This window comes from Candidatus Binataceae bacterium (assembly GCA_035294265.1).
Lineage (GTDB): Bacteria > Desulfobacterota > Binatia > Binatales > Binataceae > DATGLK01.
In genome coordinates this window covers 1-24,640 of the sequence record DATGLK010000108.1, presented here as the reverse complement: position 1 = coordinate 24,640, position 24,640 = coordinate 1, and the positions used below count along the sequence as shown (strand labels likewise).

At 61.6% G+C, this 24,640-nt stretch carries 24 protein-coding genes; 13 read left to right on the top strand and 11 right to left on the bottom strand.

Features of this window, described 5'->3' with window-relative positions; all coding sequences use genetic code 11:
- Positions 1-13: 13 nt before the first annotated feature.
- Complete coding sequence (locus VKV28_17195; protein HLH78540.1) at positions 14-1,264, bottom strand: MFS transporter; 1,251 nt, start codon at positions 1,262-1,264, stop codon at positions 14-16.
- A 166-nt stretch (positions 1,265-1,430) separates the two neighbouring features.
- Here VKV28_17195 and VKV28_17190 point away from each other — a divergent pair, with 166 nt between their 5' ends.
- Together VKV28_17190 and VKV28_17185 are read left to right on the top strand one after the other, a co-directional pair.
- Positions 1,431-2,372, top strand: a complete 942-nt coding sequence (locus tag VKV28_17190) for a hypothetical protein (GenBank protein ID HLH78539.1) — start codon at positions 1,431-1,433, stop codon at positions 2,370-2,372.
- Entirely contained in the window at positions 2,369-3,091 is a 723-nt protein-coding gene (locus tag VKV28_17185; protein HLH78538.1) for a hypothetical protein, read from the top strand. The genes VKV28_17190 and VKV28_17185 overlap by 4 nt, the downstream gene beginning before the upstream one ends.
- Positions 3,092-3,106: 15 nt before the next feature.
- Here the strand turns inward: VKV28_17185 and VKV28_17180 are convergent, their stop codons facing one another.
- Both VKV28_17180 and VKV28_17175 read right to left on the bottom strand, forming a co-directional pair.
- Positions 3,107-3,409, bottom strand: a complete 303-nt coding sequence (locus tag VKV28_17180; protein HLH78537.1) for a hypothetical protein — start codon at positions 3,407-3,409, stop codon at positions 3,107-3,109.
- A gap of 410 nt (positions 3,410-3,819) precedes the next feature.
- A complete protein-coding gene (locus VKV28_17175; protein HLH78536.1) occupies positions 3,820-4,038 on the bottom strand; it encodes a hypothetical protein in 219 nt (72 codons plus the stop codon).
- A 303-nt stretch (positions 4,039-4,341) separates the two neighbouring features.
- Between VKV28_17175 and VKV28_17170 the strand changes: the two genes are divergently transcribed.
- Positions 4,342-4,800 (top strand): hypothetical protein, encoded by a 459-nt coding sequence (locus VKV28_17170; GenBank protein ID HLH78535.1) that lies wholly within the window; start codon positions 4,342-4,344, stop codon positions 4,798-4,800.
- Between the two features lie 122 nt (positions 4,801-4,922).
- On the opposite strand, the gene VKV28_17165 is transcribed toward VKV28_17170, so the two are convergent.
- The 5 genes from VKV28_17165 to VKV28_17145 all read right to left on the bottom strand — a co-directional run bounded on the left by VKV28_17165 (position 4,923) and on the right by VKV28_17145 (position 10,147).
- Positions 4,923-5,618 (bottom strand): glutathione S-transferase family protein, encoded by a 696-nt coding sequence (locus VKV28_17165; GenBank protein ID HLH78534.1) that lies wholly within the window; start codon positions 5,616-5,618, stop codon positions 4,923-4,925.
- An 86-nt stretch (positions 5,619-5,704) separates the two neighbouring features.
- Positions 5,705-6,430 (bottom strand): PspA/IM30 family protein, encoded by a 726-nt coding sequence (locus VKV28_17160; GenBank protein ID HLH78533.1) that lies wholly within the window; start codon positions 6,428-6,430, stop codon positions 5,705-5,707.
- Positions 6,431-6,483: 53 nt separating this feature from the next.
- Positions 6,484-7,890, bottom strand: a complete 1,407-nt coding sequence (locus tag VKV28_17155) for a sigma-54 dependent transcriptional regulator (protein HLH78532.1) — start codon at positions 7,888-7,890, stop codon at positions 6,484-6,486.
- The gene (locus VKV28_17150) at positions 7,887-9,188 is read right to left on the bottom strand and encodes an ATP-binding protein (protein ID HLH78531.1); all 1,302 of its coding nucleotides are present in this window, start codon (positions 9,186-9,188) and stop codon (positions 7,887-7,889) included. The genes VKV28_17155 and VKV28_17150 overlap by 4 nt, the downstream gene beginning before the upstream one ends.
- A gap of 224 nt (positions 9,189-9,412) precedes the next feature.
- Positions 9,413-10,147: an isochorismatase family protein gene (locus VKV28_17145; GenBank protein HLH78530.1), complete on the bottom strand. Its 735-nt coding sequence runs from the start codon at positions 10,145-10,147 to the stop codon at positions 9,413-9,415.
- Positions 10,148-10,353: 206 nt separating this feature from the next.
- On the opposite strand from VKV28_17145, the gene VKV28_17140 reads away from it, so the two are divergent.
- From VKV28_17140 to VKV28_17110, 7 genes are read left to right on the top strand one after another with little or no spacing between them, the layout of a single operon-like run.
- Positions 10,354-11,478, top strand: coding sequence for an AlkA N-terminal domain-containing protein (locus tag VKV28_17140; protein ID HLH78529.1), 1,125 nt, complete (start codon positions 10,354-10,356; stop codon positions 11,476-11,478).
- A gap of 19 nt (positions 11,479-11,497) precedes the next feature.
- Complete coding sequence (locus VKV28_17135) at positions 11,498-12,310, top strand: alpha/beta hydrolase (protein ID HLH78528.1); 813 nt, start codon at positions 11,498-11,500, stop codon at positions 12,308-12,310.
- Between the two features lie 11 nt (positions 12,311-12,321).
- A complete protein-coding gene (locus tag VKV28_17130) occupies positions 12,322-13,470 on the top strand; it encodes a hypothetical protein (protein HLH78527.1) in 1,149 nt (382 codons plus the stop codon).
- Positions 13,471-13,485: 15 nt separating this feature from the next.
- A complete protein-coding gene (locus VKV28_17125) occupies positions 13,486-13,917 on the top strand; it encodes a Zn-ribbon domain-containing OB-fold protein (protein HLH78526.1) in 432 nt (143 codons plus the stop codon).
- Between the two features lie 2 nt (positions 13,918-13,919).
- The gene (locus VKV28_17120) at positions 13,920-14,594 is read left to right on the top strand and encodes a PHP domain-containing protein (GenBank protein ID HLH78525.1); all 675 of its coding nucleotides are present in this window, start codon (positions 13,920-13,922) and stop codon (positions 14,592-14,594) included.
- 18 nt (positions 14,595-14,612) lie between these two features.
- Positions 14,613-15,065, top strand: coding sequence for a MaoC family dehydratase N-terminal domain-containing protein (locus VKV28_17115; GenBank protein ID HLH78524.1), 453 nt, complete (start codon positions 14,613-14,615; stop codon positions 15,063-15,065).
- Entirely contained in the window at positions 15,062-15,472 is a 411-nt protein-coding gene (locus VKV28_17110) for a MaoC/PaaZ C-terminal domain-containing protein (protein HLH78523.1), read from the top strand. The genes VKV28_17115 and VKV28_17110 overlap by 4 nt, the downstream gene beginning before the upstream one ends.
- A gap of 305 nt (positions 15,473-15,777) precedes the next feature.
- Here VKV28_17110 and VKV28_17105 read toward each other — a convergent pair whose 3' ends face one another.
- Positions 15,778-16,206 carry a hypothetical protein gene (locus VKV28_17105; GenBank protein HLH78522.1) on the bottom strand — a complete coding sequence of 143 codons (429 nt, stop codon included), beginning with the start codon at positions 16,204-16,206 and terminating at the stop codon, positions 15,778-15,780.
- A 286-nt stretch (positions 16,207-16,492) separates the two neighbouring features.
- Positions 16,493-16,783, bottom strand: coding sequence for an outer membrane protein assembly factor BamE (gene bamE, locus VKV28_17100; protein ID HLH78521.1), 291 nt, complete (start codon positions 16,781-16,783; stop codon positions 16,493-16,495).
- Positions 16,784-17,375: 592 nt separating this feature from the next.
- Here bamE and VKV28_17095 point away from each other — a divergent pair.
- Positions 17,376-17,555, top strand: a complete 180-nt coding sequence (locus tag VKV28_17095) for a hypothetical protein (protein ID HLH78520.1) — start codon at positions 17,376-17,378, stop codon at positions 17,553-17,555.
- Here VKV28_17095 and VKV28_17090 read toward each other — a convergent pair.
- Positions 17,536-19,923 carry an MMPL family transporter gene (locus tag VKV28_17090; GenBank protein ID HLH78519.1) on the bottom strand — a complete coding sequence of 796 codons (2,388 nt, stop codon included), beginning with the start codon at positions 19,921-19,923 and terminating at the stop codon, positions 17,536-17,538. The two genes, VKV28_17095 and VKV28_17090, sit on opposite strands and share 20 nt — an antisense overlap.
- 257 nt (positions 19,924-20,180) lie before the next feature.
- Here VKV28_17090 and VKV28_17085 point away from each other — a divergent pair, with 257 nt between their 5' ends.
- Positions 20,181-21,320 (top strand): acyl-CoA dehydrogenase family protein, encoded by a 1,140-nt coding sequence (locus tag VKV28_17085; GenBank protein HLH78518.1) that lies wholly within the window; start codon positions 20,181-20,183, stop codon positions 21,318-21,320.
- Between the two features lie 235 nt (positions 21,321-21,555).
- Positions 21,556-24,640 (top strand): efflux RND transporter permease subunit (locus VKV28_17080; protein HLH78517.1); only part of this gene is annotated, 3,085 nt, incomplete at its 3' end.

Below are 24,640 nucleotides of genomic sequence, written 5' to 3'. Positions count from 1 at the left end.
CGGGCGGCAGAGTTCAGCCAGCGACGCTGACCGCGGCCGCCACCGGCACCTCGTCACACCCTTTGGCGGGACGCACCAGCACCACCGCCAGAACGGCTACGAGCATCACCGCCGAAGCGACCTCAAAAGCGGGCACGTAGCTCCCGGTGCGATCATAAACCCAGCCCGACCACATCGGCCCCAGCGCCATCGCGAAGGCCGAGGTACAGCGGACGATCCCACTGAGCGAACCAAAACGGCGCAGTCCTAGGACTTCGGCCAGCAGAATGGGCAACAAGGGGAAGACCGCGCCTGCCGTCGTCCCCCAGAACAGGATATAAACCGGGACCAGGTACGGACGCAGATTTGGCACGCTGAAGCCACATAGCCCCAGGATTCCGATCGCAACACTGACCAGCGAGAAAGAAATCACTTTGCGCACGCCAACCCGATCCGCCAGCATTCCCAGCGGAATCGCGCCCAAGCCGCTCATCATGGTCTGCGCGCTGAAGATGAGCGCGGCATGCTCGGGGGTGAAGCCCAGGTAGATCATGTAGGTAATGGAATGGACGATCACCGACTGAAAGGCGGTGTTCCACAGCAGGTCCGCCGCCAACACCAGCCAGAAGGCCAGGGTAGCCAGCGCTGGCCCGAAATCGAGACCGGGAAGCGCGGCAACTTCTTCCGCGGTGGTGCGTGCCTCGGCGATCGCCGGCCGGGTGCGTACCACCGCCAGCACCCAGGGCAGCACAATCAGCAGAACCGGCAGGCTCTCCCAGCGCATCGCCAAGCGCCAGCCCACGTGTGCGATAAGCCAAGTTAAAATCAGCGGCCAGATGGTCATCCCGAAACCCAGCGAGATGAAGACTACGCCGCCGGCGAAGCCGCGCCGAGCGCCGAACCAGTTGACCGCTACCACCATGATCGGCAACAGGTTGACCAGCATCCCGCCGGCTCCCCATAAAGCGAAGGAGGCGACCATCGGATTGATCGAGTTGCACCAACTCGCCAACCAATACCCCAGTCCCATCATCACCAAACCAGCTCCAATCACCCAGCGCGCGCCGATCTTGTCGATGAGCCATCCCACCAGCGGAGCGACGATGCCGCCGGTGGCCGCGCTGGCAAAAGCCAGTAAGGAGACCTGGGCGTGCGACCAGTGAAAGGTACGGATAAGCGGAGTGAGAAAAACGCCCAGGGTGACCAAGGCCGGTCCGGCGACCAGAATCATGATGGCGACCAGAGCCGACATCACCAGCCATGCGCCCTTGGCTTGTTGCTTCATCGATAGCTCCCGTCAATGGTCCAACTCAGGCAACGCGTCCCGCTGAGGCCTAGATCGATTCATCAGGAAATGCAAATCACCGGCCCAAGCGCGATTGGTATTTAGCCTGGCGCTGATTTTCCTTCACCGCTTGACCATTGCCAACTGTACGCGCTGTTGTAAATGCATGCGGCTTTGGCAACTCGCGCTGCTGCCTTTGATGGTCGGGATAATGGGCGCGGCGATGCCCTGCTTGCGCAGCTTCATTCTTGCCGCCACCGCCGGCGATTTGACCCTTGGCCCTGGCGCGATGGTCTATTTTACCCAGCCCAGCCGCGACCAAATCGGCCAGCTTAACCAAGTAAGCGGAGTGATCCGAACCTTCAAGGTACCCAGCTCCCACGCCGGCTTGCGCGGTCTGACTTGGAGCAATGACGGCTGGGTGACGTTCGCCGAAGCGCGAGCACGCAAAATCGGCCGCTTAGCGCCAGCCAGTGGCGAACTTCGCGAATTTCCCACCGTGGAGGGGCTCGCTCCCGACATCCCGGTCGTCATCGGGAGGCGAATCTATTTTAGCGCGCCGGATGCAGGCGCGATCGGGATGCTGGAGCCGGCTAGCGGCGAGGGCGTGGCTTTCGCCCTGCCCCAACCCGGCAGCAGGCCTCAGACACTGGTGGATGGTGGCGACGGAGGGCTGTACTATTGCCTGCGCAGGCGCAATTGGCTGGGGCGATTCGATCTTCGCACTGATCGCTTCGCTCAGTATCCTATTCCCACACCCGGCGCCGGCGCGTGCGCGATGGCCATCTCTGGCACGGCTTTGTACTTCACTGAATCCGCGGTCGGCAAGTTGGCTTCTTTCGACCTGGTGAGTCACGCCTTCAAGGAATGGCGTTCGCCCGGCGGCCCCAACTCCCATCCCTGCGCCATTGCAATCGACCGCACCAGTGTCTGGTATGAAGAAACCTCGCCAGCGCGGCTAATTCATTTCGTGCCGCGCGATCGTAGCTTCGTCACTTTGGCCTTACCCTGGGATTCGCCGACTTCCGCCTTAGCGATCGACTCCAGAGCCAGGCTATGGCTCGCCCCGGCCGGCGCCAATACACTAGCGCTAGTAGAGGAGCCGTGAAGCGCTTTTATTTGCAAGGAACCCAAACCCGTGCCCCGGTGCGGGCACGTGCGCGAGGCCACTGGTGGCACTTCCGCCTGAGCTGGCTGGCCCTGATGGTGAACGCCTGCGCGATCGCCAGTGCGCCGCTGTCCAACACCCCCAAGGTCGCCGCAACCCCAATTCAGGGTGACCTCTCGGTGAGAGCCCAGGCCGGCAAACCGATTGGCGATGTAGTCCCAGTCTATGTCTCGCTCGCCAACGGAACCGAGGTAGGGCGCAGCGTGCAGCCCAGCCAGATCTTCGCGATCGATGCTACCGATAACCGCATCGCCCCAATTCCTCCGGCCGAAGCGGCGCGTCAGGCCGGCGGCAGTGAGAGCCTGAGCTCGGCGCTGAAAAGCGGTGCGGCCAGTGGATTAATCGGCGGCGGCATTGGCGCCGCGTTAGGGGCGATCGGCGGCGCCGTGTTCGGCGGAGTGGGCCCAGGCGCGGCTTTGGGCGGGGTGCTTGGCGCGGGAGAAAGCGCGCTCAGTGGCGCGATGATGGGGCCAGGACAGGCTCAGTCCCAAGCCAGTCAGCAGATCGGAGCCCTCGCTTTGCCCGCCACCGAGGTCCGCAAGGATTTCAGCGTGGGCGGCTATGTCTTCTTTCCCAAAGGCAATTACCAGGCGCTGCAAGTACTGGTCGTTAACGACGAAACTGGCGCCACCGAAACCATCAAGCTCCCCTGGCATTAACGCGATCCGCCCCGCTTAGCGCGAGGCGGAATCAGCCCAGGACGAGCGCGCACACCCCCAACCAGCCGAATTGAAGTCGCGATGGCGCCGCCACGGCGATAATCCTAGTTGAGGACCGAGATATTCAAGGGTCTGGCGGGCGTCGTAAGCCTTGGCGTTGGCCCCCTTGCGCTTGAACATTTCGATTATCGCTTCTTTCCGATAGGCCGAGTCGCCGGTGCCCACGCCGGCAAGCGGCGCATTGCTGCTCGCCATAGGCGGCAACGGGTCGGGACGGGCGCGGATGATGAAAAATCCGTAGCCGCGGGCCTGGGTCACTTCCGCACATCGGTACAGGAGCGAGGCCCGGACCTGTTCATCGGAGGTATAGCTGTTACCCTGAAGGTGACGGGCTGTGCAACTCCCTATCAGCGCTACGGGGCGCGCGGCGGCTACTATGATTTTCCGATGGGGCGCAACTTAGCCTGGGTATCCAGCCATCGTTAATCGCATCGGCTCCCCCCGCGGCGGAGCCTGAGGAGGTAGGGCTCGGCTAGCTATTCTCTTGGCACGTCTTTATTCTGCACGGCACTTTCGGCAATGTGCAGTTTGATGAAGTCGAACCCGAAGAGGACCAGCATTTCAACTGGATCATGACTCAGGTGGCACAGCTATCCACGGACGCGCTGTCGAGGGAGCGGACCGGCCAATAACACAGCTAGGCCGGCCCGCCCTGGCCGTTACCGCTGTTAGCTAGGAGAGGCCTGCGGCGAGGCCACTGCGGGTGATGCTTCTCCGCTGGCCGCCGCCGGAGAGGCGTTGTGAGCCGACGTGGGCGGAGCGGCGGGTGCGGCCGGAGCAGCGGAAGCGTTGGGATTGGCGGTTGAGGGCGGAGCCTCGGTGGTCTTTTGGCAGGCCCAGCTCCCCAGGCAGAGGGTAATGGCGAGAATCAAAAGCAACTTGCGCATCGGAGTCCTCCTTGGACCAGTTTGACGTTCTGGCCGGATACCAGCATTGCGCACTGCTTACTAGTTTCAGTCCGTTACGACTCGAAGGCAAGTCCTTTTGACTATACGCGCGTGCCCGGTTAGGCTTAAGCGGTAACCCGTTGGGAGGGCTGGGGCGGTGGAATTGAAGCTCAGATTGCCGCGAGTCGGCTCGGGCCAAGTCAACGATCCTGATTTGGATATGCGCCGCGAACAGAGGCGTGCCCGGGGTACTTTTAGCCAGGTTTGGCACTGTTTGCAAAAGAAATTGGGACTGCAGCACCGTTGGCCGTCGCCACCAATGCGCTCGATCGCGCGCGAAGCCGAAGAGTCCTGGCCCACGAACGACTGACCCCGGCCTACGGCATCGATCAGCCGGGTCCCAGGCGGTTTGCCGCGTATCTGCGAGTCCTCATGCTGGCGGGGATCGCGATTGCCCTGCTCGCCTGCTCTAGTCCCAAGGCTTCCAACCCGGTGGCGCAAGGTCACGCGATCTACGTGAGCAACTGCACCCAATGCCACAATCCCGATCCTAACTTGCCGGGCTTGCTGGGACCTCCCGTTGCCGGTTCCTCGCGCGAATTGATCCGCGATCGGCTGGCCAATCTGTCCTATCCGCCAGGCTATCGGCCTAAGCGCAACACGCACCAGATGCGCGCCTTTCCGGAGCTTGCTCCCGATGCCGGCGCGCTGGCAGCCTTTTTGCGCTCAGTCCAGAATCGTACGCCGCCCCCCTCGAACTGAGTCTGCCGGCTGCTCCGACTTCTTCCCGATTTCTCAACCGATTGGCGCGGTTGGCGGCACCGGCGGACGCCCGCAGGCTTGCACTTCTCGCCCGTCTCGCGGCGGCGCCGCAACAAACAGGTTTACAGCGGGTAGCCGGGTGCCTTCCGTGCCAGACCGTCGAACAAATCCAGCATCTGCTCGCGCCATCTCGCGATCGGGTCGGAGCCTTCCACCACTCTGTAGGGGCTAATCGCGCGCGCCCATTGGAAGGCACCAAAAACCAGGTAATCAGCGAACAAGGGATGGTCACCACCCAGGTATTTCTGCAATCCCAGGGTTCGGCGCAGTGGTTCCAGGCTCTTGCGAAAGTCATCCAGATGGCGGTCACGTTCCGCGCAAAAGGCTTCCAAAGTTGCGCCCACCCGCTGCTCGCGCGAGCGACGAAAGTAATCGCGGTCGGCGGGATCGAGGTGATGGTAGATGTCGAGCATCACGAAGCGTGCCAGCCCAGTATGAACCACGCTCTCGGTCCATTGCGCGATCATTCGGCTGGCGGCACGGCCGCCCGCACCCTCGAACAGCGAAGGACGCTCTGGGTAAGTGTCCTCCAGATAGTTGGCAATCGCCCAGGAATCGGCCACGCTACGCTCGCCGTCCACTAGCACCGGCACGGTGGTCGAGCCGGCAAAGGCGATCGCCGCCTTATCGGTCAGCCGCCAGGGAATGGTCTCAACCGCAAGCCCCTTATGCGCCAAGGCCAGGCGGATACGCCAGCAATAAGGGCTGAAGCGACGCTCGCGCTCGGCCGCACAGAGATCGTACAACTTCATCACCATGGGGAACCCGCCTCCGCCGCGGGACGCATCCATCATGCGCCCCGCCGTCTGATCGATCCAGCTTGGGTAACGCCAATCGCCGCTTGCTAGCTGACCGCTCCGCCCACGCGCTGGTTCTCAAACACGTTGAGCGGAGCCAGCGGCAGGCGCCGGCGTCGCTTGAGCTCGTCCAGCTCGGCTTGAGCCCGGCTATGTGCGGCACGGCGCTTGATCTCCTCCAGCTTCTGGTCGATCTCCGAACCGTGCAGCTCAGTCTGTACCCCGGCTTCGGCCAGGGTCTGATGGATCGAATCGCGCACTTCGTTCAACGCACGCACGTCGTCTTCGTAGGAGAGTTCTTCGAGCGAATGCTGGATGCGGATGCGGGCCTGCGCGTTGCGCAGCCGCGCCACCATGGTGGTCTTTTCTCGGCGCAGGCGGTCGATCTCGTGCTTGAAACCGAGCAGATTATGCTTGGCCTGTTCGGCCTCCGCCGTGAGCTGGTTAAGCTCTGCGCGCAGGCGGGAATTCTCAGCTTCCAATTCGTGCTGGCGCTGGATCAGAATCAGGGCGCAGCCATCTTCATCGAGATCCGCGGCCTGCAGTGTTTGCTCCTGGATCTCGCCCAGCTCCGCGCTCTTTTGCTTAAGCTCGCGCTCCAATTTCTCGCGCATGAAAATCACGCCGGCCGCCGCCTGCTTGAGCTGCTGGTAGCGGCGCAGGCGCTCGTTGATAGCGGCCTCGTATACGGCCTCGGGGTCGCGTGCTTCGCGCCGCTTGAGCCAACGGCTCAGTTTTCCGCTAAACAGATTACTCACTCGCCGAATAAACATGGTGTACTCCTTCGCGGGATTTCGTGCCCGCTCTAACTCGCCAACCCGGTGCTTTATTGCGGCTCAGACTCCAGGCCGAGAGCAGGCAGGCTGATTTGCAGCTCACGCAACTTTTGCTGAAAGCTTTGGCGATACATCCCGGCGCGCTCGGCTGCTCGGGAGATATTTCCACCGCTGGCGCGTAACGCGCGGATGAAAAATTCGCGCTCCCAGTGACGGACGAATTTTTCCTTGGCTTGGCGAAAATTCAGCTCCGCCGCAGCGTCCTCGCCGGCCGGGTCGGCGGGCATGGCCGGGTCGCCCAGCAGATCGGCTGCGCTAATCTCGGCGGTCGAGGATAAAATTACCGCCTGCTCCAGCGCCGCCTTGAGCGAGCGTACATTACCGCGCCAGGGATTCTCCACGCAGGCCCGCATCGCTTCGGCGCTCAGCGTGCGCGGCCCGGTACCGTACCGCTGACAGGCCTCGGCCAGAAAATGCATCGCCAGCAAGGGAATATCTTCGCGTCGATGGCGCAGGGGCGGCACCCGAATTTCGACCACCTTGATTCGGTAGTAGAGATCTTCGCGAAAGCGACCTTGTCCGCTCATCGCCTCCAAATCCTGGTTGGTGGCGGCAACAATGCGCACGTCAACCGCCAGCGGATGGTTGCCGCCGACCCGCTCGAAGCGCTTTTCCTGCAAAGCGCGCAACAGCTTGGCCTGGGTCTCCAGGCTCATATCTCCGATTTCGTCCAGAAACAGCGTGCCTCCGTCGGCGGCCTCAAACTTGCCCTCGCGGCGGGCCACCGCACCGGTGAAAGCGCCCTTTTCGTGGCCGAACAGCTCGCTTTCTACCAGCTCGCGCGAGAAGGCGGCGCAGTTAACCGCGACGAAGGGGCGAGCGGCGCGCGGGCTGCGGGCGTGAATGGCCCGCGCCACCAACTCCTTGCCGGTACCCGATTCGCCGCGCACCAGCACGGTAGCATCGGTGGGCGCGACCTTGTCGATAGTCTCGAAGATGCGAATCATAGCCGCCGACTGGCCGATCATCCCGGCGAAACGGCCACGCTCCAGTTCCATCTGTTCGCGCAAGCGATTGTAATCGCGCCGCAACAGCTGGCGGCGCATCACGTTGGCCACCTTGATGCGCAGTTCATCATTGTCAAAGGGCTTGGGCAGATAATCTTCCGCCCCCGCTTTCATTGCCTCCACCGCGATGCGCTGGTTGCCGTAAGCGGTGATCATCAAGACCGCGCAGTCGGGTTGCATCTCGTGCACAGCCCGCAGCAACTCCATCCCCGACATCCCCTTCAGGCTGAGGTCAGTGACCATCACATGGCAACCGGCGGCTTGCACCTTGGCCAGCGCTTCTTCGCCCGATTCCGCCGTTTCGACCTCGTAGCCCTCTTTGGTGAACAATCCCTTGAGCGCAACCAGGATGCCGCGTTCGTCGTCAACGATTAGAAGACGACCTTTCATGACCAGCCCTCGCTGGTACGCGGCGTGGGGGCAACGCCAGAAGCGGCCTCGGACGAGCCATCCGCCGCCACGACGGCGCCGCTTTGTCCGCGCGCCTGAACCTGGGTTTCATTCCAGGCTCGAGCCCGCTCGGCCAGCGGCAGGCTCAGAATAAATTGGGTTCCCACGCCCAAGGTGCTCTGGACTTCGATTCGGCCGCGATGGGCGTCCATCACTTTTTTGGCCACTCCCAGCCCCAATCCTGTGCCCTCGCTTTTGGTGGTAAAGAAAGGGTTGAAGATCTTGCCTTGCTTGTCGGCTGGAATGCCGCAGCCGTTGTCGCGAATCGTCACCACAGCTTGCCCGGGAGCGCCGCCGATAATCAGCTCCAAGCGGCGCGCGGCGGCGTTATTCGCCATCGCATCGATGGCGTTGTCGATCATGTTGGCGAAGACCTGCCGCAGCTTGTCGGCGTCAGCCCGCACGGCCGGGCCGCTTAGGTAGCTGCGGATCACCTCCACCCGGCTGGTTTCCAGCTTACTGCGCATCTGGGTCACCGCCTGATCTAGCACAGTGGCCAGATTGACGATGTCGAATTGATAGGCCTCTTCCTTGGCGTATTTGAGCAAGTGAGAGACGCTGCGTTCCACTCGCGCCAATTCGTCCAGCGCCACTTTGGCGTACTCGACGTTTTCGCCCGAGCGCGGATCCTCGCCCATCTGCTGGACCAGGCTTCGCGCGGCGGCAATTGGATTGCGGATCTCGTGGGCGAAGGTGGCAGCCAATTCGTCGAGCGAAGCTTGATTCTCGGTACGCAGGACTTCCTTTTCCCGATTGACCTCGCGCTGCACTTCGCGTTTAACCGCGGGCTCGAACACCCGATCGTGAACCCAACTCCAGCCGTAAACCGCGCAGAAATGGCTGGCCAGGCCGATTCCCCATCCCGCCGCCGGAAAGACCCACCATTGAAAGCTGCGCGAAGTCAGTTCGTTTAGCAAAAACAAGCCGCCGATCACGATGCCGTACCACATTAGGTGGACGTAAAAGCCCGCCTGATGCAGCGCACGCCGGCGCGCGCGCTCATAGACCTCCGCTGTCGAGCCACCTGGGGCGGGCGCGCCCGCCGCCGAGCTGTCCGTCTGGGTCTGGGCGGCATGCGACCAGCGCTGCCAACCCTCGCCCCATCCGTCGAAGCGGCGATAGCGCTGCTGCCAGCGTTCCACCTTGCGCGTCCAGCGGTCGCCATAGAGCTGGCGGCGATAGCGCCGGCGCTGACTGAGGGCGAAAACGATTATTGCGATTAACAGCAATGCAATCATAAACCTAGGCTCACCACTCGCTAGAGCTGGATGCCGATATCCTGACTGCGGTCTGCGGATTCAGCTTAGCGTGTTCGCAGGGGAGTGGAGCAAGCGAGATGCCAATGGCAAAGGCAAGTTAAGCACAGATGAGACGTGCTTACGTCAAAGAGAAGCAGGTGCAGCAAGCGGAGATGCAGCCTTTGGACTGCACCCTGCCCCCTGCACCGCTAACAATGATGGCGTTACTTGGCGGCTTGAAGCGCCGCTTGCGCCGCGCGCGGCAGGTCGCCGGCCAGATGCTCGATCACTTCGGCGGTCGGCACCACGTCGGCGTATTTTTGCTGCATGTCAAAGAGATTGATCGCGTGCGACGCCTCACCCCGATCGAACGAGCATTCCTCGGGAATGATCAGTCGATAATTGAGTGAGAAGGCGTCAATCACCGAGGCTCGCACGCAGCCGCTAGTAGTGCAACCAGTAATGATCAAGGTATCGATTCCGCGATCAATTAAGTAGGAGACCAGTGGACTGCCAAAAAACGCGCTGGGTTTCTTCTTGGAAATTACCATCTCGCCCGCTTGCGGCTCCAGCTCTTGGACAATCCGTCCGCCTTTGCTCCCCTCCAGCATGCTGGGATGGCCCGAGCCCGAACCCTTGCGATTCCAGCCACCGACGTCAGCCAGGTCGCGACGATGTTCGCTAAGGGTATAAAAAACCGGGATTCCCGCCTGCCGTGCCACCTGCAGCAAGACCTGGGTGTGGCGGATAGCGGTCCAGCTCTCCGCACCGCAGCTCAGCGGATAGCGCTTGATCGATTCCTCCAACGGCTCGCCTTCGCCGGTAAAAGCGTAGGTCACATCGATAATGACCAGCGCGGGATTCTTGCCCCATCCGCCGCGCCGGCCGAATCCCGCGGCCGGGAAAATTCGCCGGTCCCGTTCGGTGATGAAGCGATCCCAGATGCGTGCGCTGGCCATGGCTACACCCTCCCGTGTTGCGACTTGCCCTCTTCGCCACTTATGCGCCCAACGCACCGTTGTTCGCAAGCGTTTAGCCGCCTTGCCAGCCTCCAGCACACACCAAGTGCGGAAAAAAGCCCGCCAGCGATACCGCTGCAGGCCCCTGTCAGCACCTCGCGTAAAAAGACTGGCCCTTAATCTTCTCTCCCTGAGCAGGGCGAGATATGAGAAAAGAGGAGGAACCCTCGCTGCTCGATAGGATTTGTAGATCGGTCACTACCCGTCTCGAAGACAACGTGCGAGTGCTTAAAAACCAAGGCGTGACGCCACGGAAGCACAGGCGCAAGGCTCCCTTGAGCACGCTTAACTCCCGGTCAGTCCACGCGGCAGCCGCTCATGCGCCAGCCCGGGTCCAGATCGTGCTGCAGGCGATTGAGCCCTTCGATTTCGACCTCGCCCTGCGCTACCTGCGCGCCTGGCCAGCTACGGTGATCGAACAGATCGAAGACGGAGTCTGGCGCCGCGCGATCGCGCTCGACGGTTACGACTTCGCCCTTGCCCTGCGCTCCATAGGGAGCGTGCGCCGGCCGCGACTTGAGCTTGAAGTGGTCGGCGCGGGGCTGACCGCCCAACGACTGGAGCAGATCAGGGGCCTGGTCATTCGTGCCTTCGCGTTGGACGTCGACCCTCGCCCATTCCGGCAGACCATCGCGGGCGAGCCCGTGCTGGCTACCGTGGTCGAGCGCTACCACGCGCTACGACCGTTGCTCATTATCGATCCGTTCGAGGCTCTGGTTTGGGGTATCCTGTGCCAGCAGATAAATCTGGCTTTTGCGCGGCGGCTCAAAATGGCGCTCATCGAGTTGTGCGGGCGGCGACTCGAGATCGACGGACACAGCTATCTGCTTTTTCCCAGCCCCGCCGCGGTGCTCGAGCTCGATCCGCAATTGCTGCGCGAGCGCCAGTACAGCCGACAGAAAATCGCCTACATCTTGGGTGCGGCCCAGGCCTTGGTAGCGGGCACGCTGGATTTCAGCGTGCTGGCCACCTTGCCGGTCGATCAGGCGCTGGCGCGGCTGACTAGCTTCAAAGGAATAGGACGGTGGACCGCGGAATACCTGCTCTTGCGCACGCTGGGCTTTCCCGACGTCATCGCCGCCGCCGACGTTGGCCTACGCCGGGTCATTGGCCAAGCTTACGGGTTGGGTGGCTTAGCCAGCGAAGCCCAAGTGCGCCATTTGGCCCTGCGTTGGGAGGGCTGGCGCGGGTGGGCTGCCTTCTACTGGTGGCTGGACGCGGTGATGACCCCACGGCCCAGCCATTTGACAAGCACTGTGCCGACTCAATAGCTATGGATACGGTTGTCGCATGGTCAGCAGGTACGTAGAAATCAACGGTCAGGCAATCAATTATTACTATGTCGGCCCGACCACCACGCCCGACGTCACACCGCCCTTTGTTGGCCGCGTCCCGATTGTCTTTATCCATGCCTCGGGCCAAAACGGCCACAGTTTTCACTATCAATTGGAAGCGCTAGGCGCGACGCACAGTCCCATCGCGCTGGACCTACCCGGCCACGGCCGCTCCGACGGGGTGCGCGGCTGCGATAGCGTGGGCGAATACGCTCGCTGGATAGCCGCCTTCATGGACGCGCTCGCCCTTCCCAGCGCGGTTATCGCCGGCCGCTCGATCGGCGGTACCATCGCGCTGGAGTTTGCCCTGCGTTATCCGCGCCGCACCCGCGCAGTTATACCGATGGCGGCGGCAGCCCGCTTCAATCTGCCGCCGGAGCTGATCACCGCCGCCGAAGCCATTTTCAAGGGGCGCGCCTTGCCGCAAAAAAGCATCGCAGGCTTCGCTGCTCGCACGGTCACGGAAAATCCGGCGGTAATCGATGAAACCTGGCGCGAGCAGCTCAAGACCGACCCGCGGGTACGCTACTACGATCTGCTGGCCTGCACGCGCGTCGACCTGCGGGAGGAATTGGATCGTATCACTTGCCCCGCTCTGGTAATGACCGGGCAGGAAGACACCATCACGACTCCCGCCGACGCCGAGTTCATCGCCAGCCGGATTGCGGGCGCGCGGCTGGTAATCGTGCCCGATGCCTCGCACAATCTGACCGTGGAACAGCCGGCACGAATCAACGCTGAGATCGAGCGCTTCGTCGCGCAGCTTTAAGGAACGGGGCGATGGGCATCAAAAGCGCGGCAATCGTCGGGGTTTATGAACATCCCAGCCGCTTTGCACCCAGCAAAAGCGCCTACCAGCTGATCGGCGAAAGCGTGCGCGGCGCGCTGGCAGATGCTGGTTTGAAGCGAAATGACATCGACGGGCTGTTTTTTGCCGGCTTCGGGATGGATTCGCTCACCCTGTGCGATTACCTCAACCTGTATCCCTCCTACCTGGATTCGACCAATATCGGCGGGGTCTCCTTCGTGGCTCACGCCGGACATGCGATGGCCGCGCTGGCCGCCGGACTGTGCCAGGTGGCGCTTATCTGTTATGGCTCGGTGGCGGCCTCGCAACCGGGCACCGGGCTTGGGGGCGGCGGCCGCAGCACCGCGCCCGCCGATCAATACGAGAATCCTTACGGACCCACCGTGATCAACGGTTATGCGATGGTCGCGCAGCGCCATATGCACCAATTCGGCACGCGTTCCGAGCAACTGGCCGAAATCGCCGTGGCCACCCGTTACAATGCCTCGCTCAATCCCGAGGCCAAGTATCGCGACGAGATAACCGTCGCCGACGTGCTGGCCTCCCGGATGATCGCCGCGCCGCTACATCTGCTGGACTGCTGCATGGTAAGCGATGGTGCTGGAGCCGTGCTGGTAACCTCGATGGAGCGGGCCCGCGACTTGCGCCAGCCGCCCATCGCCATTCGTGGCTACGGCGAGTCGGTGGGACACGCCGGCGGAGGCCTCCGCGATCTGCTGGAGTTGGGCACCACCCGCTCGGCGCGCGATGCTTACGCCCGCGCCGCAATGTCTGCCAAAGACGTCGACATGGCTATGCTCTACGACTCCTTTACGATCACTGTGCTGGCACAAATCGAGGCGCTAGGCCTGTGCCGGCCGGGCGAAGGCGGCGACTTTGTCAGCGGCGGCCGGCTGCGGCTGGATGGCGACTTTCCGGTCAATACCGACGGGGGCGGCCTGTCCTCCAACCATCCGGGGATGCGCGGAATCTTTCTACTAATCGAGGCGGTGCGTCAGTTGCGCGGCCAATGCGGCGCGCGCCAGGTCAGGAAGCCCTTGCGTACCGCAATAGTAAGCGGGATCGGCGGCAACCTTGGTTATCGCCATGGCGCGGCCACCATGCTGCTGAGCAACTCATAGGTACGGAGGCCCACCATGCCGGACGCCGACGCCCGACCCTACCTCAAGCCGCTTCCCTACCTGGAGGCCGAAAACCGGCCCTACTTCGAGGCGCTACAGCGGCACGAGTTGTACTTTCAACGCTGCCAGGTGTGCGGGCGCAGCCAGTTCCATCCACGCGCGCTCTGTTGTCACTGCCTGGCGCCCCATCCCCAATGGTGCAAAGCGACGGGACGCGGCCGAGTGTATACTTTCGCGGTCACCTACCACAGTCCGCTCCCCGGTTTTCGCGAGAGCACGCCTTACATCGTGGCCTACGTGGAGATCGAGGAGGGTTTGAAAGTGCTGGCCAACCTGGTCGACTGTGCGCCCGAGGAAGTTAGAATAGGCATGGAAGTGGAAGCGGTGTATACGCCCGCCACGGCGGAAATCACGCTGGTCAACTTTCGTCCCGCGCGCCCGGCTTGACCATGAGCACGACGCTGGATCTGCATTGCCATAGCGAAGCCTCCGACGATAGTCGCGCCCCGGTTGAAGCCTATCTAAAGTGGATCGCGCTGCGCCGGCATGAGCGCCCCTTGGACGGGATCGTGCTGACCGAGCATCGCCAGTTTAACGCCGCGGCTGATTACCGCGCGCTGGAAGATAAATACGGGCTACTGATTCTCAATGCCTGCGAAGCCGAGACCGATTACGGCCACATGCTGGTGTTCGGGGTCAACCGTGACATCGTGCGCCGTTTCGATTTCAAGAACATCAGGCTGCCCGCCCAGGAGCTGATCGACGGTGTGGCGGAACTCGGCGGAGCGGTCGTCCCTTGCCATCCTGGGCGTCCCACCGTGGGCCTGTGCGAGTATTACGCCCACGCCCCAGCCCTGCACAACATAGTCGCGGTCGAACGCTTCAACGGCGGCTCGCGCAAGGGCGAGGACGAGCGCGCGGCCGCGCTTATCGAGCAGTATCGCTATCGCGGCACAGGCGGCTCCGATTCTCATCTGGTCAGCCTGATTGGCTTGTGCGCAACCCGCTTCGAGAAGGCTATTCGCACCAGCGAACAGTTGGTTGAAGAACTAAAGCAGGGCAACTTCAGCGCGGTTGATTTCCGCCCCGCGCGCCAGCCCGTGCCGCGCGCCAGCGCAACCTAATAGGGCGAAAGGCATTCGATGGCACATTTTAACTATGATCCGGCGGTAATCGGCCGGGTCTTCGAAGATACCGAACCGGTGGTGGTTAGCGCCGAACAGATTCGCGAGTACTGCGCGGCGTTGGGCGAAGAAGACCCCCTTTACCTCGACGAAGAGGCGGCGCGGCGGGGCCCCTTTGGCAGCCTTAGCGCGCCGCCCAGCTATGTTTTGATTCTGCGCACCGGCAAGGACTTCCTCGGCCACATACCGCGCCTGGCCAACAATATGATGGACGCCGGTCGCGACCTGGAGTTGCTGGAACCGGTGCGCGCCGGCGACCAACTCCGGCTAGTCTCGCAAATCAAGGCGATCTACGAAAAGACCGGGCGCAGCGGTCCGATGGCTTTCGTGATCGTCCGTTCCACCGTGCTAAATCAAAATCAACAGGTGGTCGCCCACATTGATCACCATTTCATCCAGCGCAACCGATGAACAAATTCGAGCAGATCGAAGTGGGCGAAGCCCTGGGTCCGGTGGCGGTTCATATCACCCGCGAGCGCTCGCGTGGCTACGCCTTGATGGCCGGCATGGACCATCCGCGCTTCACCGATGACGCCGCTGCGCGGCGGGAAGGACTGCCCGGAATGATCGTACCGGGCAACATGAGCGCGGGCTTGCTCGCCAAGCTGGTCACTGACTGGGCTCGCGCCGGCGGTGGGCGGCTGGGGCGGATAGGAGTCACTTATCGCGCGCCGGTACTGCCCGATCACACCGTCACCTTGCACGGATTCGTCACCCAAACCGATAGCCAACAGCGCACCGCCGAGCTGGATCTATGGTTGGAAAACGAAGAGGGAGAGCGGTTGGTAATCGGGACCGCCACCGCGCGCTTCAGCTAGTTTGCAAGTTAGCTGGGCAGACGCCGCTACCGCTTTCTCCCCCATGGCAAATCATGGGCTAAGGGTCAGCGAACAAACGTCGGGTGACAGATCATGGGGGAGTTGGTCATCAGTTCGCGACCTCCCCACGCAACGGATTAAACCGACACGTCCAACATTCCGCGCAACATCTGAAGCGACGACACCGAATCCAACATTCAAGGCCCGGCCAGCCAGTCACTTATTTGAAACCCCCTGAGCAACTGGTTGAAAGCAGTGTTCGAACCTTCGGTTGGCGCAACCGGATTTTTTTGGTGCCCCGGCATTCATGGCAAGTGCGAGCCGTGGAACGGCCAGAGCTTGTATTTGGCGGCCGCGCTGCCGCTGGAGAAGGCGGCGTATTGGACCACGCCGTGGGTATCGAAGGCGACCTGAAATTCGTCGGAGCCGACCCCCAGATTGCGCAGTACCATGCTGTGAGGGGCATACGAGAGCGGTCCCACGAAGTTCAGCGGATATCCGAAATCGACGCCAAAATGCTTGCCGTCGTAGTAATAGTAGTTGGCGACTATCCCGTCCGCGCTGGGGATCAGGTCGTTGGGCGCGCCCAGCCGCGCCATTACGGTGCTCCAGTTGGTGTTGCCAGGCTTGATGAAGGCCACGTCGGCGGGATGCAGCGGACGGTTTATGGTGACCCTCGTCCAACTGATCGGCGTGCAGCCGGCCGCGCTCAAAACGAGGATCGCAATCGGCAAAGCCCAAGCGCTCCATTGATTCGCCCGACGCAACGCACGCTTGTTTGACCTGCAAGATGCCTGCGCGCTTGCTTGCGATCGCTTTGCCAGCGCGGGGGCGACTCGCAAGCCACTCTCGACGCTCCGGCTAACTCGCGCCTCACTAGCCCGAGTGCTCTCCCTGCGGCCGCAAGGACAAGAATCGGCAGGTAAGGCCTGCATGCAGGTCATAGCGTCCACATTTTCAAGACGGGATGCCACCCGTGCGATGCGTTGTTTAGGTTGTTTACAAGACCGGACATCACTCTCAGTGGCCAAACGGCCAGAACTGAAACTTAAGGTTGTTGGTCTGATTACCCGCCAGCACCTGGGTCACAACCCCGTCCTGATCGAAAAATATATATAGGTCGTCACTGGCGATATTGACCCGGGTAAAGACCAGCACCGTGGCGTGTTTGAGCGTGTAGCGATAGTAATGAAATACTTGATGCTGGCCGATTTCCTTGATGCTGTCGGGAGCGCCGAGGAGTTCAACCACCTGAGCTTCGTTGGTGCGACCGTCCTGAATACTCGCCAGATCGTTGGCGCTAAAGGGCACGCCCAGGTCGCCGCGCGAAAACGCACAGCCGCTCAAGGCTAACAGGCAACCCGCTATTCAAAGCGCACGAGCCAGCGTCGCGCCACGTAAGTAAGTGGCGCACGTCGCGATCATGGGAAATCGGTACCGGGCTGGCTCGCCTTCGCGCGCCGCTACACCGAGGCTCGCCAAGCTGTTCAAGATCCTAAGACTGCGCTCGCTGCATACGCTGGGCGCATAATGACAGACCAGCGATTGGCCGCTTGAGGGATCTACAAGTAGCCTCGTGTCGCGGGTCAATTTCCCTTGCCCTTATCCCAGACTCGCGCCCGAATCACGCTTGGACCGTCAATGCTCGAAAACGAATTCGCGCACTGGAGCTAACGCCGCTGTAATTCTCACCCATCGAACCCACCGATTTCCTTTCCTGAGGCTTCCAGCAAACATCCCAATCGCGCTAGATCGCCAAGTCAAGCCGGTCCGCGGGAAAACTTAAAAATTATGAAATTTGGCGCACTGCCTTATTTTGCAGCAATAGTAATTCAACTGGATACAATGCAATTGCAATACTTGCTGGACGCAAGCCCAAGTTTACACAACAATGCAAGTTAAAATGGAGTACGCCAAGACTGCGTTCTCCGCGATCCAGCTTCAGGGCAAGGCGACGGAAGACAGCGCGCGTTGCGCGGTGGCGGCGCAAACCTTCATCGCAACCCTTTTCCTGCGCGCGGGAGGAGAAGCGACACGAAGCAGGGCTTCGGCCACCGCCAGCCTCAACTCGCCGTGGCCGTAACCTCCGAGAGCTTGGCCGACTCTTCGCTGAGTTCGCAGCGGGTGATGAAGCGCATACGCGAGGCAGAAATTACCGACGGCAGAATGAAAATCCCCGCCAGCGCGTTGGTGGCAATCAGAACCGCCAGCAGCGCGGCCATGTGCTGATGGAACAGGGCGGGCGAAAGCAGCCAAGGCATCAGGCATCCCATCATCACCAACAAGGTACAGAACACACTCTCCCCCGCGTTGCGCAAGGCCACCCGAATCGCGTTGTCCAGATCATAGCCGTAGGCCACTTGCGCGCGAATCGCCGAGACGGTGGCAATGCTGTAATCCAGCCCCAGGCCGATCGCCAGCGATATCACCGGCACGGTATCGATAGTCAGCGCCATGCCGACCAGACGCATATAAATAAAGGCGGTAAAATTGGCCAATAGGCAGGAAAAGACAAACATCGCGCCGGCCGGCAGCGAGCGAAAAAGCACGGAGCTGAAGACCAGCACGCACGCCAGCACCATTGCCAAATTGAGTAGATGGGTACGGTAGAGCACGTCGTTGGCGGCAGCGTAGAGGCCGGCGGTGCCGCCTAGAAAGTTCAGCCGCACGTGCGACAGCGCCGGATCTGAGCGCACATAGCGCCGCTGGAACCGTGCCAACCGTCGGCTCAGGCGGGCCAAGGTCTGCTGACTATGGTCGCTGAGCAGGATTCGAATACAGGTGTCGGTACCCATGGTGTTGGAAAAATAGTCATCCATCTCGCCCGGCGCCGAGGCTCCCCGAAACATCGCCCAGAAATTGCCCGCCAAGGTAATCGAGTTGGGAAGCGCGACGAATTTGGGATAGCTGTAGTCGAATTTCTGGTTCAACCTCTTGACGATACCGCCAAAGGAGATGACCTGGCGTACCTGCGGATCAAGCAGCAGGTAGGCCTGGAGCCGGTCGATCATCCGCAGGACGCGCGGACTCAGTACCGATTGCGGATCGGGATAGGCCGGAGTGGTTACCACGACCCAGCCCTCGTCGATGGGAAATTTGCGGGCGATCGCCGCCCAGTCCAGATTGACCCGAGTGTCGGCGCGGTACAAAGGCGTGCCAGGCATGTTGTAACCCACCGGGACGCGCATCGCGGCGATTGCGCCGACCCCCAACAGCATCAGCGAACCACCTAACAGTGTGCGCCGCCCCCAGCCGGGAGTAACCGGCAATTCCAGCACCCGCTCGCCGAAGTCCTCCAGACGCCGGCGCAAGCCCTCGGCCAGTTCGCCGCGGCGCTCGTGCGAGACTACTAGATAACTCATCAAGATGGGCTGGAAGATGAAGACTGTCCACAGGCTGGAGGCCAGCCATAAGGTCCCCGTGCGGGCCAGCTCGTCGAGCACCGGAATACCCGAAAAGGACATGAAGACAATTCCCGTGACATCCGCCGTAATCGCGACCAGGCCGGGGATGAACATCTCTTCGGCAGTAGTGACGCAGGCGTCGGTCCGATCCTCCAGCCGGTTGAGGTTGGAGTAGTAGCGCCGCTGCCATTGAATCCCGTGGCTCAGATTGCGGGCGGTCAAGATGAAGGGCACCACCAGCATCAGGGGATCGAAGGTGTAGCCCATAAAGCCGCCGAAACCCAGGCCCCAGCAAGCCGACAGCAGGCCGGTGAGCAGCGGCACCCACCAGCACGAGTAGGCGCCCAGGATCAGATAGAAGATGAGGATGACGATCAGGCAGGCCGCGGCAAACACCGCTTCGATTGCCCACAAATAATGGTAGGCGTAGCTGCGAATGACCGGCTCGCCGCTCAGATAGAGGGTGTGGTTGGCATCTTGATTGCGCAGCACCAAGCCGCGAAGCTGACGATAGAACTCGCCGTAGTCCAGGTTTTCGTCATTGATCTCGGCGCTGACGATCGCGCTGCGATTGTCGGCACTGATCAGATGAAGCAGCGTGCCACGATTGGCCAACACGCTCTTTTTGAGCGCGAGCAATTGGCCGGGAGTATGAGGAACACCCGGATACATGAACGGATGTAACAACAAGCCGCCAGGTACCGCCTGCATGTGGACCAAACGAAAGGAGGCCAGCGAAAAGATCTCCATGTGATTGACGCCCGGCAGCCAGTCGATCTCGCGGGTCAGGACGCGCAGCTTGTCCAAAGTCGCATAATTGAAGATATCGCCGTGCTTGACCGTAACCATCACCACCACCGTGGGATGGCCGCCAAAGCCGCGGTATTGCTCGGTCAATTCGACATTGCGATGGCCGCGGGCAAAAAGATCGATGAACTGGGTTCCGATTCGGATTTTGAACCCGGCCGCCGCCATGACGACCGTGCCGGCTACAATGAGCGCCCCCAGCACCACGCGCCAGCGCAATATGAACGCGCCAATGTTCATCCCACCGAACAATCCATCACGCTCGCGATAGATGACCCTTGGCCATCTATCGCCCCCATCCCGATCGCGAGACTAAGCGGTACGGCCTTTCCCCAAAGGCCTAGCGCCGATTCGAGTAAACCACCCTCAGGCCCAACTTTTCAAGGCTTAAGGGCAATTGTATCGAGCTTGATCGCTTTCCGGCTGGCGCTGGGCTAACGTTGACACATCATTATGGAGGCTTTAGAGGCCCGCACCCAAAGGCGAGGACAGCTCTGATGGACTTCGGCTTTTCGTCCGAACAGGAAATGTTGCGCCAAAGCGCGCGCCGCTTTCTTAGCGAGCAATGCCCTATCAGCTTGGTGCGCCGGATGATGGCCGATCCCACCGCGCTGGATCCCGCGCTGTGGACACAGCTGGTCGAGCTAGGCTGGACCGGACTGCTCATCCCCGAGGCTTATGGGGGAAGCGGCGGCAGTTTCCTGGACCTGACCGTGGTGCTTGAACAAGCCGGATACGCGCTGATGCCGGGGCCGTTTTTTACCGCCGTCCTGCTCGGCACACCCGCCCTTGCCGCGGCCGGAACGCCGACGCAACAGGCGCAATTGCTACCGGCTTGCGCCGCCGGTCAATCGATCGTCAGCTGGGCAATTGCGGAAGCGCCCACGGCGCTGTACGAACCGGCGGCGATCCAGATGCGCGCCCGAGCAGACGCCGGCGGTTGGGTGATGTCGGGTCACAAGCTAATGGTCTGGGACGCACAGGTGGCGCAAACCCTGGTGGTGGCGGCGCGTAGCACTGCGGGGCAAGGCCAGGAGGGTATTAGTCTATTTCTAGTCCCGACTCAGACCACCGGAGTCACCATTACGCCCCAACCCAGTATCGACAGCACCCGCAAGCTGTGCGCGGTGACATTAAATGACGTGGCCGTGGGCGAAGCGGCGCTTTTGGGTCCGCGCGACGGAGGCTGGCCAGTCATTCGACGGAGCTTGGAGCTGGCCACCGCCGGCCTGTGCGCGGAGCTGGTGGGCGTGGCGCAGCGAGCGCTGGATCTCAGCGTCGCCTACGCCAAAACGCGGGTGCAATTTGGCCATCCCATTGGCGCTTTCCAGGCCATCAAACACAAATGCGTAGACATGCTGATGATGGTCGAGAACGCCCGCTCGCTTACTTATTACGCATGCTGGGCCCTGGCCGAACAGCGCCCAGACGCCGGGGCGGCGGTGGCAATGGCCAAGGCCTATGCCTCGGATACGGCCAAGAACGTAACCAGCGAGGCGATTCAAATCCATGGCGGGATCGGCTTCACCTGGGCGCACGACATCCAGCTCTTTCATCGCCGCGCCCTAGCGGGTGAAGCCAACTTCGGCAACGCTCCTCTCCACCGTGAAGCGGTAGCCAAAGCGCTGTCTTTGTAAGCAAGGATGCGAAGCAGGTCATGCCAACTTTTTTCCTGACCCGAAAAGGTCGCGGGTGTTGCTCGCGAGGGATGAAACCTGCTTTGTTAGCGCAAACCTTTGTTTCAGCTACCGAAGCGTGTGGTTGTGGATCGCGTCGAATGGAATTGGCTTCTTAAGAGGCAGCGCAGGCCTTTGTCGAGCCATGCTCAGTTGAGCTCTCGTGCACCCCGCGCCGTTGCCAACCGGCACGTCGATGGGCATCTCTGATCCGTTCATCCATCGGCCGGTAGCCACCAGCCTTCTAGTGGTAGCCGTCACCCTGGCCGGGGCGGTGGCCTTCAATCTGCTGCCTGTGGCGCCCCTACCCGAGGTCGACCTACCCACCATCCAAGTCCAGGCTCAGCTTCCGGGCGCCAGCCCCGAGACCATGGCCTCTTCGGTCGCCACCCCCTTGGAGCGGCAGTTTGGACGCATCGCAGGTCTGACTGAAATGACTTCGGCCAGCACGTTGGGGGCGACCACGATCGTGATGCAGTTCGATCTCGACCGCGATATCGACGCCGCCGCGCGCGACGTGCAGGCCGCCATCAACGCAGCGCACAGCCAGTTGCCCACCACCCTGCCGCAAAATCCGACGTATCGTAAGATAAATCCAGCCGACGCGCCGATTTTGATGCTGGGACTATCCTCCTCCGTGGCCAGCGCCGGTCAGATAGCGGATATCGCCGAGTCGATAATCGCGCAGAAGTTATCGCAAATCGAGGGGGTGGGCCAAGTCTTGGTCGGCGGCGCAACCCTGCCCGCGGTGCGGGTCGAACTCAACCCCGCCCAACTTTCCAACTATAGCATCGGGCTGGAGCAGGTGCGCAGCACGCTGGCGGCGGCTAACGCCAACCTGCCCAAGGGGCTGATCGCCGACGGTCGGCGCGCGATCGTCCTCGGGGCCAACGATCAGTTGCTTAAGGCCTCGCTCTATCGACCGCTGATTATCGCCTACCACAAGGGAGCGGCGGTGCGGGTGGGCGACGTCGCCACCGTGATCGATTCGGTCCAGGACGTGCGCAACATCGGACTTATTGACGGCCGTGTCGGAGTTGCGCTGATCATCTTTCGCCAGCCCCAAGCTAACGTCATCGCCACCGTCAACCGGGTCCGCGCCGCCCTGCCCCAACTGCAAGCCGCCTTGCCCCCCACGATCAGGCTGGAGGTGGTACTGGATCGCACGGTCTCTATTCGAGCTTCGGTGCACGACACCGAACGCACCCTGCTGACCTCGATCTTTCTGGTCGTGATGGTGGTGTTTCTTTTTCTGCGTAGTCCACGCGTGACCGCCATCCCCGGCATCGTCGTGCCAGTCGCTTTGGTGGGCACCTTCGCCATCATGTACCTACTCGGCTATAGCCTGGACAACCTTTCGCTGATGGCGCTGACCATTGCCACCGGCTTTGTGGTCGATGACGCGATCGTGGTGGTGGAAAATATCACCCGTTATATCGAACTAGGCCACCACCCTCTGGAAGCGGCGGTACTGGGAGCCCGAAATATCGGCTTCACCGTGCTCTCGATGAGCGCCTCGCTATGCGCGGTCTTCATCCCAATCCTGATGATGGGCGGAGCAGTGGGCCGCTTGTTCCGCGAATTCGCCGTCACGCTTTCGGCGGCCATCCTGGTCTCGATGTGCCTGTCGCTCAGCGCCACCCCAATGATGTGCGCGCGCTTGCTCCATCCGCCCGCCGAGGAGCGCCATGGCGCGCTCTATGGTTTCAGCGAGCGCTTCTTCCAGGCCTTGTTGCGTGGCTACGATCGCAGCCTGTCCTGGGTGCTGCGCCACCCTCGTCTGATCCTAGCGCTGGCGCTGGCCACGGTGGGGCTCAACGTCTATCTCTACCGCATCATTCCCAAGGGCTTTTTTCCACAGCAGGATACCGCGCGGGTGACCGCCTCGCTGGTGGCCGACCAGGACATCTCCTTTCAAGCCTTGAGCCAACACTTCGAGGCGCTGGTTAAAATTTTACGCAAGGACCCCGATATCGAGCACGTCAGCGGATGGGCGGGTGGCCCTGGAACCACCAACATCGCCTTCATGTTCATTACCTTGAAACCGCTGAGCGATCGGCGCGACGGCGCCTTCGTGGACGTCATTTTGGCGCGTTTGCGCAAGCGGCTGGCGCATTTTTCGGGCGGCAGCTTTTACGCCAAGGCCTCGCAGGACTTCCTGGTCGGCGGGCGCAAGACCAACGCCAACTATCAGTACACGCTGCAGGGCGACGATTTTGACGAACTCAACCGCTACGCCCCCAAACTGCTCGCCAAGCTCCATCAATTGCCTCAACTAGTCGACCTCAACAGCGATCAGCAAAGCCATGGCCTGGACGCCACGCTCGTGATCGACCGGCGCACCGCAGCACGGCTGGGAATCACCCAGCAGGAGATCGACGATACGCTTTACGACGCCTTCGGCCAGCGCCCGGTCTCCACCATGTACACCGCTCTCAACCAGTATTACGTCGTGATGGAAGTGGCGCCGCGCTTTTGGCAGAACCCCGCCTCGCTGCAACAGCTCTACCTGCGTACCAAATCAGGCGGAGAAGTGCCCTTGGCCGCTGTTGCCCATTACGAACCCTCCTCCACGGCACTGGCGGTCAACCATCAGGGACAGTTTCCCGCCGTCACTTTTTCCTTCAATTTGCCCATCGGAGTCTCCCTCGGACAGGCCGAAACCCAAATTCAACGGGTCACTCGCGAGACGGGCATGCCAGCCGATATTATCGCCAGCTTCTCGGGGAATGCGGAGGCCTTTCAAGCTTCTCTGGCCAGTGAGCCGCTGCTAATCCTGGCGGCCATCATCAGCGTGTACATCACGCTGGGCATGCTGTACGAAAGCTACGTCCATCCGATCACGATCCTGTCCACCCTGCCCTCGGCCGGAGTGGGTGCCCTGCTGGCGCTGATTCTGTGCCAGACCGAACTGAGCGTGGTGGCGCTCATCGGGATCATCCTGCTGATCGGAATCGTGCAGAAAAACGCCATTATCATGATAGATTTCGCGCTGGAGGCCTCACGCACCCAGGGTCGCAACCCCAACGAGGCAATCTACCAGGCTTGTCTGCTGCGCTTTCGCCCTATCATGATGACCACGATGGCGGCGCTGCTGGGGGGACTACCCCTAGCCTTGGGGCGTGGCACGGGCTCGGAATTGCGCCGCCCCCTGGGCATCTCGATCGTCGGCGGGCTGCTGGTCAGTCAGATGCTGACCCTGTACACCACACCGGTGGTTTACCTGTACATGGAACGGATGAGGTTGTGGGGCACAGGGCTGCGACGACGATTCAGTTCGG

Excerpts from the sequence above, each read along its gene's own strand:
- VKV28_17095 (HLH78520.1), top strand. The coding sequence starts at position 17,376 with ATGGAGTACGCCAAGACTGCGTTCTCCGCGATCCAGCTTCAGGGCAAG.
- VKV28_17150 (HLH78531.1), bottom strand. The coding sequence starts at position 9,188 with ATGATTGCATTGCTGTTAATCGCAATAATCGTTTTCGCCCTCAGTCAG.
- VKV28_17130 (HLH78527.1), top strand. The coding sequence starts at position 12,322 with ATGGGCATCAAAAGCGCGGCAATCGTCGGGGTTTATGAACATCCCAGC.
- VKV28_17195 (HLH78540.1), bottom strand. The coding sequence starts at position 1,264 with ATGAAGCAACAAGCCAAGGGCGCATGGCTGGTGATGTCGGCTCTGGTC.
- VKV28_17155 (HLH78532.1), bottom strand. The coding sequence starts at position 7,890 with ATGAAAGGTCGTCTTCTAATCGTTGACGACGAACGCGGCATCCTGGTT.
- VKV28_17160 (HLH78533.1), bottom strand. The coding sequence starts at position 6,430 with ATGTTTATTCGGCGAGTGAGTAATCTGTTTAGCGGAAAACTGAGCCGT.
- VKV28_17090 (HLH78519.1), bottom strand. The coding sequence starts at position 19,923 with ATGAACATTGGCGCGTTCATATTGCGCTGGCGCGTGGTGCTGGGGGCG.
- VKV28_17110 (HLH78523.1), top strand. The coding sequence starts at position 15,062 with ATGAACAAATTCGAGCAGATCGAAGTGGGCGAAGCCCTGGGTCCGGTG.
- VKV28_17085 (HLH78518.1), top strand. The coding sequence starts at position 20,181 with ATGGACTTCGGCTTTTCGTCCGAACAGGAAATGTTGCGCCAAAGCGCG.
- VKV28_17190 (HLH78539.1), top strand. The coding sequence starts at position 1,431 with ATGCGGCTTTGGCAACTCGCGCTGCTGCCTTTGATGGTCGGGATAATG.
- VKV28_17125 (HLH78526.1), top strand. The coding sequence starts at position 13,486 with ATGCCGGACGCCGACGCCCGACCCTACCTCAAGCCGCTTCCCTACCTG.
- VKV28_17140 (HLH78529.1), top strand. The coding sequence starts at position 10,354 with ATGAGAAAAGAGGAGGAACCCTCGCTGCTCGATAGGATTTGTAGATCG.
- VKV28_17165 (HLH78534.1), bottom strand. The coding sequence starts at position 5,618 with ATGGTGATGAAGTTGTACGATCTCTGTGCGGCCGAGCGCGAGCGTCGC.
- VKV28_17120 (HLH78525.1), top strand. The coding sequence starts at position 13,920 with ATGAGCACGACGCTGGATCTGCATTGCCATAGCGAAGCCTCCGACGAT.
- VKV28_17175 (HLH78536.1), bottom strand. The coding sequence starts at position 4,038 with ATGCGCAAGTTGCTTTTGATTCTCGCCATTACCCTCTGCCTGGGGAGC.
- VKV28_17135 (HLH78528.1), top strand. The coding sequence starts at position 11,498 with ATGGTCAGCAGGTACGTAGAAATCAACGGTCAGGCAATCAATTATTAC.
- VKV28_17115 (HLH78524.1), top strand. The coding sequence starts at position 14,613 with ATGGCACATTTTAACTATGATCCGGCGGTAATCGGCCGGGTCTTCGAA.
- VKV28_17145 (HLH78530.1), bottom strand. The coding sequence starts at position 10,147 with ATGGCCAGCGCACGCATCTGGGATCGCTTCATCACCGAACGGGACCGG.